The organism is Flavobacterium sp. Leaf82 (genome assembly GCF_001422725.1).
In the GTDB taxonomy this organism is placed as follows: Bacteria; Bacteroidota; Bacteroidia; order Flavobacteriales; family Flavobacteriaceae; genus Flavobacterium.
In genome coordinates, this window is sequence record NZ_LMMA01000001.1 from 476,473 (window position 1) to 494,300 (window position 17,828).

Annotated in this window: 15 protein-coding genes; 9 read left to right on the plus strand and 6 right to left on the minus strand. The window is 31.9% G+C overall.

Translation table 11 applies throughout. From position 1 onward, the window contains the following. Positions 1-81: 81 nt before the first annotated feature. Positions 82-1,395, minus strand: a complete 1,314-nt coding sequence (locus tag ASF10_RS02040; RefSeq protein WP_056244737.1) for a hydroxymethylglutaryl-CoA reductase, degradative — start codon at positions 1,393-1,395, stop codon at positions 82-84. Positions 1,396-1,577: 182 nt separating this feature from the next. On the opposite strand from ASF10_RS02040, the gene ASF10_RS02045 reads away from it, so the two are divergent. The 7 genes from ASF10_RS02045 (at position 1,578) to ASF10_RS02075 (ending at position 9,562) form a co-directional block, all read left to right on the plus strand. Further along, the gene (locus ASF10_RS02045; RefSeq protein WP_056244740.1) at positions 1,578-3,749 is read left to right on the plus strand and encodes a S9 family peptidase; all 2,172 of its coding nucleotides are present in this window, start codon (positions 1,578-1,580) and stop codon (positions 3,747-3,749) included. 36 nt (positions 3,750-3,785) lie between these two features. Further along, complete coding sequence (locus ASF10_RS02050; protein ID WP_056245560.1) at positions 3,786-5,462, plus strand: peptide MFS transporter; 1,677 nt, start codon at positions 3,786-3,788, stop codon at positions 5,460-5,462. Position 5,463: 1 nt separating this feature from the next. Continuing rightward, entirely contained in the window at positions 5,464-6,948 is a 1,485-nt protein-coding gene (locus tag ASF10_RS02055) for a peptide MFS transporter (protein WP_056245564.1), read from the plus strand. 52 nt (positions 6,949-7,000) lie between these two features. Next, on the plus strand, positions 7,001-7,468 hold the full coding sequence (locus ASF10_RS02060; protein WP_056244743.1) for a thioredoxin family protein: 468 nt from the start codon (positions 7,001-7,003) through the stop codon (positions 7,466-7,468). A gap of 222 nt (positions 7,469-7,690) precedes the next feature. Next, a complete protein-coding gene (locus tag ASF10_RS02065) occupies positions 7,691-8,143 on the plus strand; it encodes a hypothetical protein (protein ID WP_056245566.1) in 453 nt (150 codons plus the stop codon). 269 nt (positions 8,144-8,412) lie between these two features. Continuing rightward, positions 8,413-8,853 carry a hypothetical protein gene (locus tag ASF10_RS02070; protein WP_056244747.1) on the plus strand — a complete coding sequence of 147 codons (441 nt, stop codon included), beginning with the start codon at positions 8,413-8,415 and terminating at the stop codon, positions 8,851-8,853. Positions 8,854-9,112: 259 nt separating this feature from the next. Beyond that, entirely contained in the window at positions 9,113-9,562 is a 450-nt protein-coding gene (locus ASF10_RS02075; protein WP_056244750.1) for a hypothetical protein, read from the plus strand. Between the two features lie 8 nt (positions 9,563-9,570). On the opposite strand, the gene ASF10_RS02080 is transcribed toward ASF10_RS02075, so the two are convergent. The 5 genes from ASF10_RS02080 to surE all read right to left on the minus strand — a co-directional run bounded on the left by ASF10_RS02080 (position 9,571) and on the right by surE (position 14,379). Further along, on the minus strand, positions 9,571-11,592 hold the full coding sequence (locus tag ASF10_RS02080; RefSeq protein WP_056244754.1) for a ComEC/Rec2 family competence protein: 2,022 nt from the start codon (positions 11,590-11,592) through the stop codon (positions 9,571-9,573). Between the two features lie 56 nt (positions 11,593-11,648). Next, positions 11,649-12,134 (minus strand): C40 family peptidase, encoded by a 486-nt coding sequence (locus ASF10_RS02085; protein ID WP_056244757.1) that lies wholly within the window; start codon positions 12,132-12,134, stop codon positions 11,649-11,651. Positions 12,135-12,146: 12 nt separating this feature from the next. Beyond that, positions 12,147-13,265: a lipid-A-disaccharide synthase gene (gene lpxB / locus ASF10_RS02090; RefSeq protein WP_056244759.1), complete on the minus strand. Its 1,119-nt coding sequence runs from the start codon at positions 13,263-13,265 to the stop codon at positions 12,147-12,149. A gap of 69 nt (positions 13,266-13,334) precedes the next feature. Further along, entirely contained in the window at positions 13,335-13,607 is a 273-nt protein-coding gene (locus ASF10_RS02095; RefSeq protein WP_056244764.1) for a hypothetical protein, read from the minus strand. Continuing rightward, positions 13,600-14,379: a 5'/3'-nucleotidase SurE gene (gene surE, locus ASF10_RS02100; protein ID WP_056245569.1), complete on the minus strand. Its 780-nt coding sequence runs from the start codon at positions 14,377-14,379 to the stop codon at positions 13,600-13,602. Before surE ends, ASF10_RS02095 begins: the two co-directional genes overlap by 8 nt. Positions 14,380-14,591: 212 nt before the next feature. Between surE and ASF10_RS02105 the strand changes: the two genes are divergently transcribed. After that, positions 14,592-16,778: a carboxy terminal-processing peptidase gene (locus ASF10_RS02105; RefSeq protein WP_056244768.1), complete on the plus strand. Its 2,187-nt coding sequence runs from the start codon at positions 14,592-14,594 to the stop codon at positions 16,776-16,778. Positions 16,779-16,874: 96 nt separating this feature from the next. Next, positions 16,875-17,657: a DNA/RNA non-specific endonuclease gene (locus ASF10_RS02110; RefSeq protein ID WP_056244773.1), complete on the plus strand. Its 783-nt coding sequence runs from the start codon at positions 16,875-16,877 to the stop codon at positions 17,655-17,657. The last annotated feature ends 171 nt before the right edge of the window (positions 17,658-17,828 follow it).

Here is a 17,828-nt window from a genome sequence, read left to right on the forward strand (position 1 = left end):
CCTTTTGTGCAGTCCCGAAGCTTCGGGAGGCATAAAAGATTGCAACGAATAGCGGGAATAGCTTCTGATTATTTGGCTGGATTATTTTCTTAAGTTTTCAATAAATTCTACAACGGCACTATGCGAAACAGCATTTTTCTTGAAATGAGATTTTATTAAACGACGCTCTTCTTCGCTGGCTTCAAATTGGTTGATGATGTTGTTTAGGTGCATTTTCATATGTCCTTCCTGAATTCCGGTTGTAGTTAAAGAACGTAAAGCGGCAAAATTTTGTGCCAAACCTGCGACAGCAACAATTTGCATTAATTCTTGTGCAGATGGTTTTTCAAGAATATCGAAACATAATTTTACTAAAGGATGCAAGGACGTTAATCCGCCAACGGTTCCTAATGCCAATGGAATTTCAAGCCAAAAAGTAAAAATTCCGTTTTCGATTTTAGCATGAGATAAACTTGCATACTGACCGTTTCTGGAAGCATAAGCGTGAACTCCGGCTTCGACAGCTCTAAAGTCATTTCCGGTGGCAAGAATTACCGCGTCAACTCCGTTCATGATTCCTTTATTATGGGTTACGGCTCTAAAAGGTTCTACTTCGGCAATTTGAACTGCTTGTAAAAAACGCTCTGCAAATTCTTGCGGATTATCGATATGTTTTTCTTTTAGATCTTCGATAGGGCATGAAACTTCGGCCCTTACAACACAATGCGGAACATAATTAGATAAAATACTCATGACAACTTTGAGGGTTTCATCTTCAGAAAATATATCTGAATTTTGAAATTCATCTTTCAAAGTTGTTGCAAATTGTTCTAAACAAGAGTTGATGAAATTAGCACCCATGCTGTCTTTTGTTTCAAAGGTTGCATGAAGCTGGAAATAATTCTCCAGTAAACTACGTTTGTCTTTTAGTTTAATATCTAAAATTCCTCCGCCACGTTGTTGCATGTTTTTCGTAATGCTTTGTGTTTCAGAGAAAAATTTAGGTTTTATCTGATCAAAAAAGGATTGAAGTTTTTCTGCATCTCCGTTAAAAGTAAAGTGAACCTGACCAATCTTTTCAGTGTCGATTACGGTTGCTTTAAAACCGCCTCTGGTTGCCCAGTATTTTGCTGCTTTTGATGCGGCTGCAACTACTGAACTTTCTTCAATAGCCATTGGAATAGTTTTGTATTTTCCGTTGATTAAGAAGTTAGGAGCCACTCCAAGTGGTATATAGAGGTTTGTAATGGTGTTTTCTATGAATTCATCATGCAATTGTTGAAGCTTTTCGTCTGAATTCCAGTAATTTCTTATAATATTCAGCGCTTCTTCAGGGTTTGAAAAATATGTATTGGCGATCCAGTTTATTTTTTCTTTTTTGGATAGTTTAGAAAATCCGGCAACAGCGTTGTTCATTCTCAGTATTTTAAATAATAATGTCGCGGCAAAGATACCATTTTAAGAGTTTTGTTTGCAAAGTATTTGAAATTTGAAAAGTACGCAAACGTTATTTTTTTTAACATTTAACAGTTGAAATGTGTATTATGTTCATTTTTTTTACTAAAATTGGGCTCTTTTTTATATTTAAAATAATTCTGATGAATACAAGTAAAATTACTGTAATTTTTTTATTTTTAGTTGCTACTGTTTTTGGACAACAAAAAATTACGATCGAAGATATTTATGGTGGAGCGTTTAGGCCAAAAGGTATGGACGAATTGCAATCTTTAAAAAATACAGATCAATATACTGTTTTAAATGTAGATCAGGCAAGTAGAAGTATGCAGATTGATTTATACGATTTTGCAACGCTAAAAAAGGTATCGAATTTAATTGATACTAAAAATCATAAAGCTCTTGCAGAAGGAATTGACAGTTATACTTTTGATGCTTCAGAAAAAAAGATTCTGATTGCTTGTAATTCGAATAAAATTTTTCGTCACTCTTTTACAGCAGATTATTTTTTATATGATATAACTTCTAAGTCGTTGACTAAACTCTTTGATTTTCAGATTCAGGAACCTACTTTTTCTCCTGATGGAACTAAAATTGCATATGCCAGAGAAAACAACTTATATGTATATGACGTAGCTTCAAAAAAATCAACAGCACTTACAACTGACGGAAAAAAGAATGCTATTATAAATGGTATTACGGATTGGGTTTATGAGGAAGAATTTTCTTTTGTACGGGCTTTCGATTGGAGTAAAGACAGTAAAAAACTAGCTTATATTCGTTTCGACGAAAGTCAGGTTCCGGAATTTTCAATGTCAATTTTCAAAAAAGACTTATATCCAACTATTGAAACGTTTAAATACCCAAAAGCCGGAGAAAAAAACTCTGAAGTTTCATTACATATATATGATGCAACGGGCAATACTACTAAAAAAGTTGATTTAGCAAATTATAATGATTTCTATATTGCAAGATTACAATGGACAAATGATAACAATATATTATCTGCACAGGTTTTAAACCGCCATCAGGATAATTTAGATTTACTATTTGTTGACGGAACTACAGCAACTGCAAAAGTGGTTTTGAATGAAAAAGATAAAGCATATGTTGATGTTACTGATAACTTGACATTCTTAAAAGATAACAGTTTTATCTGGACAAGCGAAAAAGACGGTTTTAATCATATATATGTTTATGATAAAACAGGAAAGCTTAAAAATCAGGTTACAAAAGGAAACTGGGAAGTAACTTCATACTACGGTTTCGACGAAAAAAACAAAACTATTTTTTACCAGTCTGTAGAAAATGGTTCTATCAACAGAGATATTTACCGCATAGGATTAGACGGAAAAAACAAAGTTCGTTTGTCTAAAAATACTGGCGCAAACGCAGCTACTTTTAGCCCTAACTTTCAGTATTTCATAAATACGTCTTCAAGCGCTGCAAAACCTACAATTTATACTTTAAACGAGGCTAAAACCGGAAAAGAAGTTCAGGTTATAGAAAACAATCAGGCACTTGCAGAGAAATTGAAGGGATATAATTTACCAACAAAAGAATTTTTTGTTTTAAAAACGGCTAAAGGAAACGAGCTAAATGCCTGGATTATGAAGCCTAAAGATTTTGATGCTTCTAAAAAATATCCGGTTTTTATGATTCAATATTCAGGACCGGGATCTCAACAAGTTGTTAATCAATGGGGGAGTTCTAACGAATATTGGTTTATGATGCTTACTCAGCAAGGTTATATTGTGGCTTGTGTAGATGGAAGAGGAACAGGTTATAAAGGTGCTGATTTCAAGAAAGTAACGCAAAAACAATTAGGGAAATACGAAGTAGAAGATCAAATCGATGCCGCAAAAGTAATTGGTGCATATCCTTATGTTGATGCGTCAAGAATTGGAATCTGGGGTTGGAGTTATGGAGGTTTTATGGCTTCGAACTGTATTTTTCAGGGTAATGATGTTTTTAAAATGGCAATTGCTGTTGCTCCGGTAACAAACTGGCGTTTTTATGACAGTGTTTATACAGAAAGATACATGCAGACTCCGCAGGAAAATGCAAGCGGATACGATCAAAATTCGCCAATAAATCACGTTGATAAATTAAAAGGTAAGTTTCTATTGATTCACGGATCTGGTGATGACAACGTTCATGTTCAGAACTCTATGCAAATGATGGAAGCGTTAATTCAGGCTAATAAACAATTTGATTCTCAGATATATCCGGATAAAGATCATGGTATTTATGGAGGTCAGACGAGAATTCAGCTTTATAATAAAATGACTAACTTTATCAAAGAAAATTTATAATCTAAAATTTTTAACCTTTAACAAATAATGAATAATATGGGAGAAACTCAAGTAAAAACGGCGCATCCAAAAGGACTTTGGGTATTGTTTGGAACGGAGATGTGGGAGAGATTCAATTTTTATGGAATGCGAGCTTTATTAACTTTATTTCTTGTGAATTCATTATTGATGAAAGAAGAAGAAGCGTCTTTAATTTATGGAGGTTTCCTTGGACTTTGTTACTTAACGCCAATGTTGGGAGGTTTTGTTGCCGATCGTTTTTTAGGGAACAGAAACTGTATTTTATTAGGCGGTTTATTAATGGCAATAGGTCAAATGTTGCTGTTTACCAGTGGAAGTATTTTTGAAGCTAATTTACCTTTAGCGAAGATCATTATGTATTCTGCATTAGGAGTTATCGTTTTTGGTAACGGATTCTTCAAGCCAAACATTTCAAGTATGGTTGGAAGTTTGTATCCTAAACAGGAAAAAACAAAATTAGACAGTGCTTTTACAATTTTCTATATGGGAATTAATATTGGGGCTTTCTTAGGGCAGTCTATTTGTCCTTTATTAGGTGATGTAAAAGATGCAGGTGGAATTAGAGATATCCATGCTTTTAGATGGGGATTCATGGCGGCTTCTGTTGCGATGCTTTTAGGAACTATTCTTTTTTACTTTTTAAAAAATAAATATGTAGTTTCTCCTGAAGGAAAACCATTAGGAGGTTTGCCTTCTAAAAATGATGCTTCTGATTTTGAAGAAGGAGAAGCACAAAAAGCTAATTTTTCTAATAAAGCTTTAACAATTGCCGGAGTTGCATTTATCGCACTTGGATTCTTTTTTCATTATGCTGTAGGTCAAAACTTGATTTATACATTAATTTACTCAAGTGGTATATCATTGGCAGGATTAATTATTTCTGATACATCATTAACAAAAATCGAAAGAGACAGGATTATTGTAATTTATATCGTTTCGTTCTTTATTATTTTCTTCTGGGCGGCTTTTGAACAAGCAGGTTCGTCATTGACTTTTATTGCAGACAATCAAACAGACAGAAATTTCTTTGGCTGGCTAATGCCTCCGTCAATGGTTCAGATTTTTAATGGATTATTTGTAGTTATATTAGCAGTTCCTTTTAGTATACTTTGGGATACTTTAAGAGCCAAAGACAAAGAACCAATTTCGCCAGTGAAATTAGCTGTAGGTTTAGTGGTTATTTCTGTGAGTTTCTTTATGATTGCAACTCAGGTTTCTTATATCGGAACTTCAGGATTATTATTAGTAAAATGGCTTATCTTATTATATTTCTTAAATACATGTGCTGAGTTATGTTTGTCTCCAATTGGTTTATCATTGGTAGGGAAATTATCTCCAAAACGTTTTGCATCTTTATTATACGGAGTATTTTTCTTGTCTAATGCGTCTGGTTATGCATTAGGAGGGACTTTAGGATCTATTTTGCCTGCAACAGGAGATAAATTTGCTAAAGCTAAAGAATTAGGAATCGATCTTCAGGCAGTTTTAGATAACAAAGTTGTACCAACTCAAGAGCAATTGTCTCTTTTAGAGCAACATCAGATTAGCGCTCATAATCACTTTTTTGCCGGATTCGAAATTCATAACTTATACGAGTTTTTTATGGTATTTGTTGTGCTTACAGGTATCGCAGCGATAGTTTTATTTGCTTTGACTCCGTTCTTGAAAAAAATGATGCATGGCGTTAGATAAAATGGAGAAAACAATAACATTAGAAGAAATTCAAAATTTTAAGGGCAACTATCCAAAACAATTGTGGTATTTGTTTTTTGTTGAAATGTGGGAACGTTTCTGTTTTTACGGAATGCGTGGTGTACTTACATTTTTTATGGTAGATCAGCTTTTATTAAAAGATGAACATGCCAATTTGCAATACGGAGCTATTCAGGCTTTTGTATACGCCTTTACTTTTATTGGAGGTATTTTTGCCGATAAGGTTTTAGGATTTAAAAAGTCATTATTCTTTGGAGGAATCGTTATGATTCTGGGCAATCTTTTGATTGCCTTTTCTCCGCAAACACTGTTTTATTACGGTATTGCTTTCTCGATTATTGGAACAGGGTTTTTTAAACCAAATGTTTCTTCAATGGTTGGGGAATTATATCATGAAGATGACGGAAGAAGAGATGCTGGTTACGGAATGTTCTATGCCGGAATAAATGTTGGAGGTCTTTTAGGAGGTGCTTTGTGTATTTATTTAGGGAAATATTATTCATGGCAATTGTGCTTTTTATCGGCAGCTGTAGTGATGTTTTTAGGTTTAGTTACCTTTTTATTTACTAAAAAGTATTTGGGGCCAATTGGTGATTCGCCGTTATTAGATTTAGAACCAGGTAAAAGAAGAATCCGCGAAATTGCAGTATATGCTATTTCTATATTGAGTTTGCCGTTTATTTTTATAATGGTAAAAAATACAGATTACACAGATTATTTCATGTATACAATTGGGATAGTTGCTGTTTTGTATTTTACGTATGAACTAATTAAACTAGGAGATATAAAATTGCAGAAAAAGCTTTTTGCAGCTTTTCTGTTCGTATTCTTTTATTTGCTTTTTAATGCAATTTATGAGCAAAGTGGTGGTTCATTATCACTTTTTGCAAAAGATAATCTAAGTAATAAATTACTGGGTTTTACAATTGATCCCAATGTGGTAAACAATAGTTCTAACACGTTTTTTGTAGTGGCTTTAAGTCCGCTTATTGGTTTGTTATGGATTTGGATGGGTAAAAGAAGAATTGAACCTAACACCTTAATTAAATTTGGAATTGGATTCTTGTTTCTGGGAGCTTCATTCTATATCTTTTATCTAACAAAGTTTTTTGCAAATTCAGAAGGTATCGCATCTTTAAACGTCTTTACTTTTGCTTATCTGGTAACAACAATTGGTGAGCTTTGTTTAGGACCAATCGGGATGTCAATTATTACCAAGTTATCTCCAAAAAGATTATTTGGTATGATGATGGGATTATGGTTTCTGGCAAGTGCATTTGGGCAATTATTTGCAGGGAAGTTAGGAGCAGAGATATCAAGATCAAATACAGGAGATACTTTATTGTCTAAGTTACAATCGTATACCGAAGGATATTATCAATTAGCAATTTATTCGCTTGTTGCAGGGGTTATTTTGATTGCGATTTCGCCAATTATTAAAAAATTAATGCAAGAAGTAAAATAGACCGTATTGAGCGATTCTTTTTTTGTTTAAATTTGTCCAAAATAAAATAAAAATGAAAAAAATATTTTTAATAACATTGTTTTTAGTTGGAGCATTTGCAACGCAAGCTCAAGAACTAAAATGGTATACCGATGTAAAAGAGGCAATTACCGTAAGTAATAAAGAACAAAAACCAATGTTGATGTTTTTTACCGGAAGCGATTGGTGTGGTTGGTGCATTCGTTTGCAAAATGAAGTTTTAAAAACACCTGAATTTACTAAATGGGCTAAGGATAATGTTATTTTAGTTGAACTGGATTATCCTAGAAGAACACCTCAGACTCCTGAGATTAAAAATCAGAATAATGAATTGCAGCAGGCTTTTGGTATTCAGGGATTCCCTACAGTGTTTTTTACAAGCGCTGAATCAAAAGACGGAAAAGTTAATTTTAAAGGTCTTGGTCAAACAGGTTACGTTGCCGGTGGTCCATCTGCTTGGTTAACAGTTGCTGAAGGAATTGTTCATCCAAAAAAATCTTAAAGAGAATAAAAATCTATATTATTTATAAAAACTCCTTACAGTATTGTAAGGAGTTTTTTTTGTTTAGTAAGAAAAGTTATTCATTTGTTTTTATGTTTTTAGGACTTTGATATTTTTTTACAATAAAAAAAACACATAATGTATTTTTTGTATTAATAAAAATTGGAAAATTAAAATAATATGTTAATTTCGTCATGCTATACTAACCAAAACCATTATACTATGACTAAAAAATTACTTATCCTACTATTTTTTTTAGGTTCATATTTTTTGCATTCGCAAAATTTAGTTTGGAGAACAAACATGACTGATGCAATCGCAATAAGCAATGAACTAGGAAAACCAATGTTGATTTTATTCACTGCCTCAGGTGTACCGGACAATCTTCAGAACGAAATCTTTAAGACACCGGATTTTGCAGTCTGGTCACGTGATAATGTAGTTCTTGTAAAATTAGATTTATCTGATGCATCTAAAGATGAAAGTGATAAGGAACAGAATGTGAAATTAAAAAATGCCTTTGGCGTTGAGGATTTACCTGAAGTATGTTTTGCAAGTGCTTCGATTCGAAAAAACAAAACGACATTTAGTGCTTTAGGAAAAATCGCCTATAAACCGGGTGGTGCAAAAGCGTGGATCGCAGAGTCGAATGCGATTTTACATCCTAGTGAATAATTAAATTTAAATTAAGTTTCTTAGTTTAATTTGTAGGCTCCCTTTTCGCTTTCTGGTGAAAAGGGATTTTTTTTGGGTGTTAATCAATATTTGCAATCAATATTTAGTTTTTTAAGGTGCTATTTTTTTTCATTTTGCTAAAATATTGAGATTTTTTTAATGAATTCTTGTTTTTATTGTTTTTACTCTAATTTTTGTTTGTATATCATTTGTTTGGTTCAGATATTATGTTAATTTAGTCGCGTAAACCTACTTAAAGCCAATTTAATATGACCCAAAAACTACTTATTTTACTATTTTTTTTAGGTTCGTTTTTTCTACATTCACAAGTTTGGAAGACTGATATGAATGACGCCATCATGGCAAGTGATGCACAAAAACGACCTTTGTTAATTTATTTTACTGCGGCGGGTGTTTCGCAGAAATTTCAAAGCGAAATTTTTGGAACTCCTGATTTTGTGGTTTGGTCGCGTGATAATGTTATTTTAGTTAAACTTGACTTATCTGACGCTAATGTATCTGAGACTGTAAAAGATCAAAATGTAAAATTAAAAAATGCACTAGGTATCGATGAATTGCCACAAGCATGCCTTTTAATGGCATCTGTTAGAAAAGGAAAAACAACTTTTAATAATCTGGGTCTTGTTCCTTATAAACCAGGAGGAGCAAAAGGCTGGATAAATGATGCCAATTTGATCTTGAATCCATAAGTGATTTAATAAATGCTTATTAAACATATCCCTTTTACTCGATGAGTAATAAGGGATTTTTTTATTTATAGTTTACTGTTGCTAATCAATAGTTTATCATTTATAGGGCTGTTTTTTTCTTATTTTATATATATGTTGCGTTTTTATTGCCTAATATTCATTTTTGTTATTTTTTACTTAATGTAATATTGTTTTGTGTTTATATTTAATATTATTTGTGTTAAATTAGTCAAATAAATACAATTAAATCAGAACTAACATGAAACAAAAACTACTTACTCTATTATTTTTTTTAGGTTCATTTTTTCTGCATTCGCAAAGTTTAGCCTGGAAAACAAATATGAATGAAGCAATTAAGTCCAGTGACGAACAAAGAAAACCGTTATTAATATTTTTTACTTCAGTTGGTACTTCCCAGAAAATACAAAACGAAGTTTTTGCGACGACTGAGTTTGCAGACTGGTCAGATAATAATGTTGTTTTGCTAAAACTTGATCTGTCAGATTCTAAACTGTCCAGCGAAGAGAGAGAACAAAATCTTAGATTAAAAGAAGCTTTAGGTATCGAAGAACTAACTCAGGTTTGCCTCGCTACAGCTTCTGTTAGAAAAAACAAACCCACAATTAATAAACTTGGATTGCTCGAATATAAAGTTGGTGGACCAAAAAAATGGATATCAGATGCTAAGACAATATTGCGAGGAGAATAATTGATCCTTTAATTTAATCTGTAAAATCCCTTTTCTTTAGTTGCGTGAAAAGGGATGTTTTTTTTAAGACAAGTTGCTCTCCAGATCTTCTGTATATTATTAGAATTAGAAGCATCTGCAATTAATATTTTTGGATGTAAATCATCCAGAATACGTTCTAGATTTATTTTTGGCGACTGAGTAAGTATTAATATGTCCGGTTGAATTTTAGTTGCATAAATTCCTGAACTGTCAATTACCGCTATTCTTTTTCCATTAAAAAATAAAGTATTTTTAATTTTATAAATTGATTTTAATTCTCCAAAATTCCCAACTAAATACGTGTTTAAAATATTGTTTTTTGAAATAGTATCAGTTGTAAAAATTGTAATATTCTTTCCTCTTCTTTCAGATATCAACGTGTTTTTCTTTGTATTGTAAATGATCAATTCATGTTTGCTTTCAATTTCTTTTTTAGTGCAGAGAAAAGAAATTTGCACTAATATGACTGTAATTAGAAAAAATACAAATTTGTTGTAACTGGGATTTTTATTCCAAATAATTGCAGCAATAATAAACAGATAAAAAGTTAGAAGAAAATAGAAATTAAAACTAATATCACGTATTACAAACCATTCAAACGAAGCTACAATATGGATGGTTTTATTTAGAAGATAAATGCTTTTTTCGAAAATTTCGATTATGAATATAGGAGGCGAGGTAAACACAGCATAAAGCATTACTATAATTCCCGCGATCATTATAAAAGATAAGATTGGAATGATGACAATATTTGTGACAAAAAAGAGTCCCGGAAATTGATGAAAATAATAGAGACACAAAGGTAATGTGCCTATTTGTGCTGCAAACGATACAGTTAATGCATTCCAGATTGTGATTAGGATTTTCTTTTTTGGCGTCCATATTCGTTTTAATAGCGGTTGAAGCCAAACGATAAAGAGCAACGCCAGATAACTTAATTGAAAACCTACATCAAACAAAAAATATGGTTCAAAAAGCAATATTAAAAGCATTGAGACTAATAAGGTGTGATAAATGCTCCCGCTTCTTCGTAAATGATTTCCTGTGGCTAAAAAAGAAAACATTACAACAGAACGTAAAACAGAAGGTGATAAACCTGATATTACAGCAAAAATCGTCAAAGAAATTAGAATAGATAGTAATTTAATGAATGAGCCTTTGCGGGTATTGGGAATTGGTTTTAAAATAAAATTAATAAACAGCATAATAAAACCTACATGTAATCCTGATACGGAAAGTATATGTGTAGCTCCTGAATATTGATAATCCTGAATAATCTCTGCAGAAATATCTTGTTGCTGTCCTAAAATTAGTGCAAGGGCAACATTCATTTCTTCTTTATTAAAATGAGCTGTTTCAAGATTATTTACGATCCGGGAATGAAGCTTGCCGGAATAATACCAAATGTCTTTTTTGAATTTTTTGTTAATGCGAATCTCAGATTTGCTAATGTATACCTGAGCATAAATTTGCTTGTCTTCGAGATATTTGCTGTAATTAAATTGATTTGGATTTTTACTCTGAGTATTTCCCAGTAAAATGGTATTAACCTTTATGACACTTCCTATAATAGGATTTTGAAGACTGTCTTTTTGAATGTTTACAATTATTTTACCAGAATGAGATTCATTGTTTATTGTATTTATTAGTGCTGTAAATCTGTCGTTGTAAGTATTGCTTTTAAGTTTTTCGCGTAATGTAAATGTTATAGTTTGCGGAGTTTCAAATGCCTTTTTATAATGAATATAGTTGGACTTTTGAAGCGAATTAGTGTGAAGTAATAAAGTTATTGCGCCAATAAAAAAGGATACGCAATAAGCACTGACTCCAAAAACAGAATTGAATTTTTTATTTTTTTTGCTAACAAAATAAGAAACAAAAAATGTAATTAAGCAAACAACAAGTATGGCAAAAACGACATTAAGAGCAGAATTGCTGTAATAACAAAACAGAATACCAAATAAAAACCAAATTGTAATTTTGGTTAAAGGAAAACTTAATACTTTCATTTGCTAAAAGTATTAAATAATTTGTAAGAAAAAAGATATATTTCGTTTAATTGGATTTACTCAACAATCCGATTGATTTGCACAAAAGAATTTTGATAATAAGGTTCTTTTGTAGACGAAATTATAACTCCCTTTGAGGTAGAAGAATGTACAAATTTAATCTCATTAGAATTTACTTCAGTAATAAGTCCAACGTGATTTATTTGTTTGCTTTTATTTGTTTTAAAGAAAATTAAATCACCTTTTCTGGCATCATTAAATTTGATTATTTTCCCAACTTTTGCCTGTTCATAAGAAGGTCTTGGCAATTTAATATTCTCTGACTCAAATGTGGTAAATACCAATCCGGAACAATCATAGCCGCTTTTTGTTGTGCCGCCTGCTTTGTATCTTACGCCAATATTGGATGTAGCCTTATCAACTAAATTATTAACCGTATTTCTATTTTCTCTCTTAGACTCTTTATTGCTTACAGCGGTCGAAGTCGATTTGCAAGAAGCAAAAAACAGAACTAAAAGCAAAAAGAGAATTATTTTTTTCAAACCAAAGAATTTTTAAACTTGTTTTAAATCAGCAACAATAAGTTTTGCAGTTTTTTTACTTGCGCCAACTCCACCTAATTTTTGCTCCAGAATATCATAGTTTTTAAGCAGTTTACTGCGATAGTCAGGTTCTAATAATTTTTGTAATTCTTCTTTAATGCGTTTTGTATTGCATTCGCTCTGGATTAATTCTGTAACAACTTCCTGGTCCATAATCAAGTTGACAAGCGAAATATATTTTAGGGTTATGATACGTTTTGCAATTTGGTATGAAATAGAACTTCCTTTATAGCAAACTACTTCCGGAACTTTAAAAAGTGCTGTTTCCAGAGTGGCAGTTCCTGAAGTTACAAGAGCCGCAGTAGACGAACGAAGCAAATCATACGTTTTATTCGAAATAAATTTGATGTTTTTATTGCTGATAAACTGTTGGTAAAATTCAAGATCCTGACTTGGAGCACCAGCAATTACAAATTCATACTCCTGAAAATCGTCAACAACACTAAGCATAACACTCAACATTTTTGTGATTTCTTGTTTACGGCTTCCGGGTAAAACCGCAATAATTGGTTTTTCGCCCAATTGATTTTCTCTTCGGAATATAGTTTCATCAAAAGCAGGCTGATTCTGGATCGCATCAATTAGCGGATGGCCAACAAAATCTACCGGAAAATGATGTTTGTCTTCATAAAAGCTTTTTTCGAAAGGCAATATCACAAACATCTTATCGATATCTTGTTTGATCGCTTTGATTCGGTTTTCTTTCCAGGCCCAAATTTGAGGCGAAATATAATAATGTGTTTTGTAATTTAAAGCTTTTGCCCATTTTGCAATTCGCATATTAAAACCCGGATAATCGATAAAAATCAAAACATCAGGTTTGAATTCCAAAATATCTTTTTTGCAAATTTTAATGTTGTTCAAAATGGTTTTTAAATTAAAAATCACTTCAACAAAACCCATAAAAGCCAATTCACGATAATGTTTTACTAAAGTTCCTCCGGCTTTTTGCATTAAATCTCCTCCCCAAAATCTAATATCGGCCTGAGGATCTTCCTCATATAAAGCTTTCATTAAATTTGAACCGTGTAAATCTCCGGAGGCTTCACCTGCTATTATGTAATATTTCATATGAATTGTATTGAAAGTGTATTTTGATAATTAAAACACCGGCATTTTTTTGCAAGGCAAAGATAAGATTTAAATAAATAAAGTAGAAATTGCTAAAACAATCACGGCCAAAACTACGCCTCTTGCCTTAAGTTCCTCGTCTCGTTTTAATAAAATCCCAAAAACGGCAAGATCTAAAACAGTACCTATAGTAATTACTTTTCCTAAATAGCCTTGTTGTTTTATGGTTTGAAATCCGGTAGAGATATCAAATTTTGTAAAAAAAGCGATGAATAAATAACTGCCCAATAATGCAGTGAATATTCCAATTATAAAACCAATTAAAAGATCTTTTTTATTCATTTAAATCCCAGGTATTAAGTTGTTGCATAGAATGATGTGCCGTCAAATCAAATTGCACGGGAACAACAGAGATATATCCATTCTCTAAAGCCCATTCATCTGTATCTTCGCCTTGGTCTTCGTTTGTGAATTTTCCGGTAAGCCAGTAATAATCTTTTCCGTAAGGAGTTTGGCGTTTGTCAAATTTTTGGGCATAATAAGCTTTCGCCTGACGACAAATTTTGATCCCTTTAATTTCTTTTTCTTTTAATTTTGGAAAATTAACGTTTAAAACAACTCCAGGAGGTAATTTGTTTTTTAGTGTTTCTAAAGTTATCTTTTTTACGAATGATTTTATTTGTTCAAAATCTGCATTCCAGTCAAAGTCTAATAATGAGAAACCAATAGCCTGAATACCTTCGATTCCGGCTTCTACGGCAGCACTCATTGTTCCTGAATAAATAACGTTTATAGAGGAATTTGTTCCGTGATTAATTCCGGAAACACATAGATCCGGTTTTCTTTTTAAAATTTCATTTACTGCCAGTTTTACACAATCAACCGGAGTTCCGGAACAGCTATATTCAGTAACAACGTCTTCTTCTTTTGAGATTTTATCCAGAAATAAAGTATTATTTATAGTAATCGCGTGTCCCATTGCGCTTTGAGGTTTGTCAGGAGCAACTACGATAACATCGCCAATGGTTTCCATAACACTTATTAAAGCCCTGATTCCGGGAGCTAAAATTCCATCATCATTCGTAACTAATATTAAAGGTTTTTCATTTTTCATGATGATATTTTTGTTCTGATTTGTCAAAATTAAAGCTTGTAAAAGCAAATGTAGTAACAGATTTTGGTAGAATACTAACAAATAGATAAAAATTGTAAACTAAATTAAAGAAGACTTTTGAACATCAAACATTTTTATATCTTTAACAAAAAATTATAGTCAACTTGGCAACTTGGCACAATTTTTACAGTTAACTTAGATTAAAAAATTTGATGAATGCTATTATTAAGTTTATGAAAAGAAATTATAAAATACTTATAGCCGTATTATGCTTGTCTTTAACCTTATTTGCCTTTAAAATTAATGCAGATAAGAGTGCTGATCCGGATCCAAACAGAGATAAAACGCTTTTAGAACTACTTGCTTTCGTTATTGAAAAAGGACATTATAGCCCTGCAGAAATAAACGATGAATTTTCTAAAGGTATATTTAAAGACTATATTGAAGCTTTAGACCCTTCAAAGAGATTCTTTTTGCAATCTGATATTGATGAATTTAAACAATATGAGCTGCAATTAGACGATCAGTTTTTGAATAAAGATCTAACGTTCTTCAATCTTACTTATACAAGATTGATGAAACGAATGGAAGAAAGCAAAAAACGTTATAAGACTATTTTAGCGCAGCCTTTTAATTATGATGTAGATGAAACATTCAACGCAGATTATGATAAGTTGCCTTATGCAAAAAATGCAACAGAGATAAATGAAAGATGGAGAAAACAAATTAAGTTATCGACACTTTCATCACTTGTAACAAAACAAAAGTTAGAAGAAGATAAAAAGAAAACAGATCCTGCATATAAAGTAAAAACTTTTGAAGCTTTAGAAAAAGAAACTCGTGATAGTTCATTAAAATCATTAGACGATAACTTTAGCCTTATTAAGGATTTGAATAAAGAAGATTGGTTTTCTGTTTATGTAAACTCAATTATGACGCGTTTTGATCCGCATACAAGCTATTTTGCCCCTGAAGAAAAAGATCGTTTTGATGTTAATATCAGTGGTAAACTGGAAGGTATTGGAGCAAGATTAACCAAGAAAAACGATTTTACTCAAATAGACGAATTGATTTCAGGAGGTCCTGCATGGAAAGGAAAACAACTTGAAGCCGGAGATTTAATTTTGAAAGTAGCACAAGGAAACGAAGAACCTGTAGATGTTGTAGGGATGCGTTTAGATGATGTTGTTAAAAAAATTAAAGGACACAAAGGAACTGAAGTAAAACTTACAGTTAAAAAAGTAGACGGAACGATTAAAGTAATTTCGATTATAAGAGATGTAGTTGAGATTGAAGAAACATATGCTAAATCTAGTATTGTAGAAAGAAACGGATTGAAATACGGGGTTATTTATTTGCCTAAATTTTATATCGATTTTGAAAATAAAGATGGTCGCGATGCCGGAAAAGATATTGCTCTTGAGGTCGAAAGATTAAAAAAAGAAGATATAAACGGTATTGTACTTGACGTTCGTGATGATGGCGGTGGATCATTATCTACTGTTGTTGATATTGCTGGATTGTTTATCGAAGAAGGACCAATTGTTCAGGTAAAATCAGCAGGTAAAAAGAAAGAAGTTTTATACGATAAAGATAAAAAAATCGAATGGGATGGTCCATTAGTAATTATGGTAAACAGTTTCTCAGCTTCGGCATCAGAGATTTTGGCTGCTGCAATTCAGGATTACAAAAGAGGTGTTATCATTGGTAGCAAACAAACTTACGGAAAAGGAACTGTGCAAAATGTTCTTGATCTAAATCAGTTTGTTCGTAATGCAAATTATGGAGATTTAGGAGCTTTGAAAATTACAGGACAAAAGTTTTACAGAATCAATGGAGGTTCAACTCAGTTAGAAGGTGTTCATAGTGATGTTGTTATGCCAGATCGTTATGCTTACCTGAAAATGGGGGAACGTGATATTGATAATGCAATGCCTTGGGATAAAATAGATCCGGCGGATTACAGCACGTGGACTTCTAATGAAAACTTTTCTAAAGCAATTTTGAACAGTAAAAACAGAATCGCCCAAAATGCGCAATTCAAATTAATTGAAGATAACGCAAAATGGATTGATGTTAAAAATAAAGAGAACACTTATAGCTTAAACATTAATAGTTTTAAAGCGACTCAGGAACAAGTTGAGAATGAAGGGAAGAAATACAAACCAATTTCTGAATATAAAAACAGTTTGATTTTTAAATCTTTACCATATGAAGAACTTGAAATGAAAAGTGATGCAACCCTGAAAGAGAAAAGAGATGTTTGGCATCAGGCATTATCTAAAGATGTTTATGTTGAAGAAGCATTGAATGTTTTAGATGATTTGCAATCAAAAGGCGGAGTTGCAAAAGGAACAGTTTCTCCTAAAATGAAAAAAGATAAATTGGTAAAATCATAATTAATTATAGATTTACTTATTGTAAAACGCTCCAAAAAGTTCTGCTTTTTGGAGCGTTTTTTTTGTAAGTTTAACTAAAGATAAAATATCAGATAAATGAAAAATTATATAGTTTTTGGGTTAATTGGTTTTTTGTTAACGTCATGTAAAAAAGAAATAAATGTAAAAGAGGAAGTGATTAATAATCAGGGATCTACTTTTGTATCTAATCAAAATAGTACAAATGCTTTATATGATATTTCTTATTTACCAACTTCTACAACCAGGCAAATCGTTAAACACACATATTATACACTTTCTTATAATGAGAAATTTGAGCAGGCAGAATGGGTTGCTTATGAATTAAAGAAAGAATATTTAAAAAACTCAAACTATAAACGTCCATATTTTATTGAAGATCCAAGTGTGACAACAGGTTCTGCTGACTGGAGAAATTATAAAAAATCAGGTTATGATAAAGGGCATCTTTGTCCTGCCGGTGATATGGAGTTTAATGAAAGTGCTTATAATGATACATTTTATACTTCGAACATTTCGCCTCAGGATCATGATTTTAATAGCGGAATCTGGAATAGGTTAGAACAAAAAACACGTTATTGGGCAAGTAAGTATAATGATGTTTATGTAGTAACGGGCGGAATTTTGAAAGATTCTGATAAAAAAATAGGAACAGAAAAAGTGTCTGTTCCTAAGTATTTTTATAAAATAATTTTGGCTAAAAGTGGTAGAGAGCATAAAGCAATTGCCTTTTTGGTTCCAAATAAAGATAGCGATGAGTCACTTTATAATTTTGTCGTTTCTATTGAAACTCTTGAAAAAATGACCGGAATAGATTTCTTTCCCAATTTGAAAAACCTAAAAAGCGATAAGGATTTTTAAATCAGCAAAATAAATTACAAACCAGTTTGTTCTTTTCCAGAGTTGAATGTAAAGGGTTAGATAGAATTAAAAAGATTATAAGTATTTTTTTTTACGCAGATCCTGCGGATTTAATTTTGAAATTAAAGCACATAAAAAAGCCGAAGATTTCTCTTCGGCTTGATTTTTTAT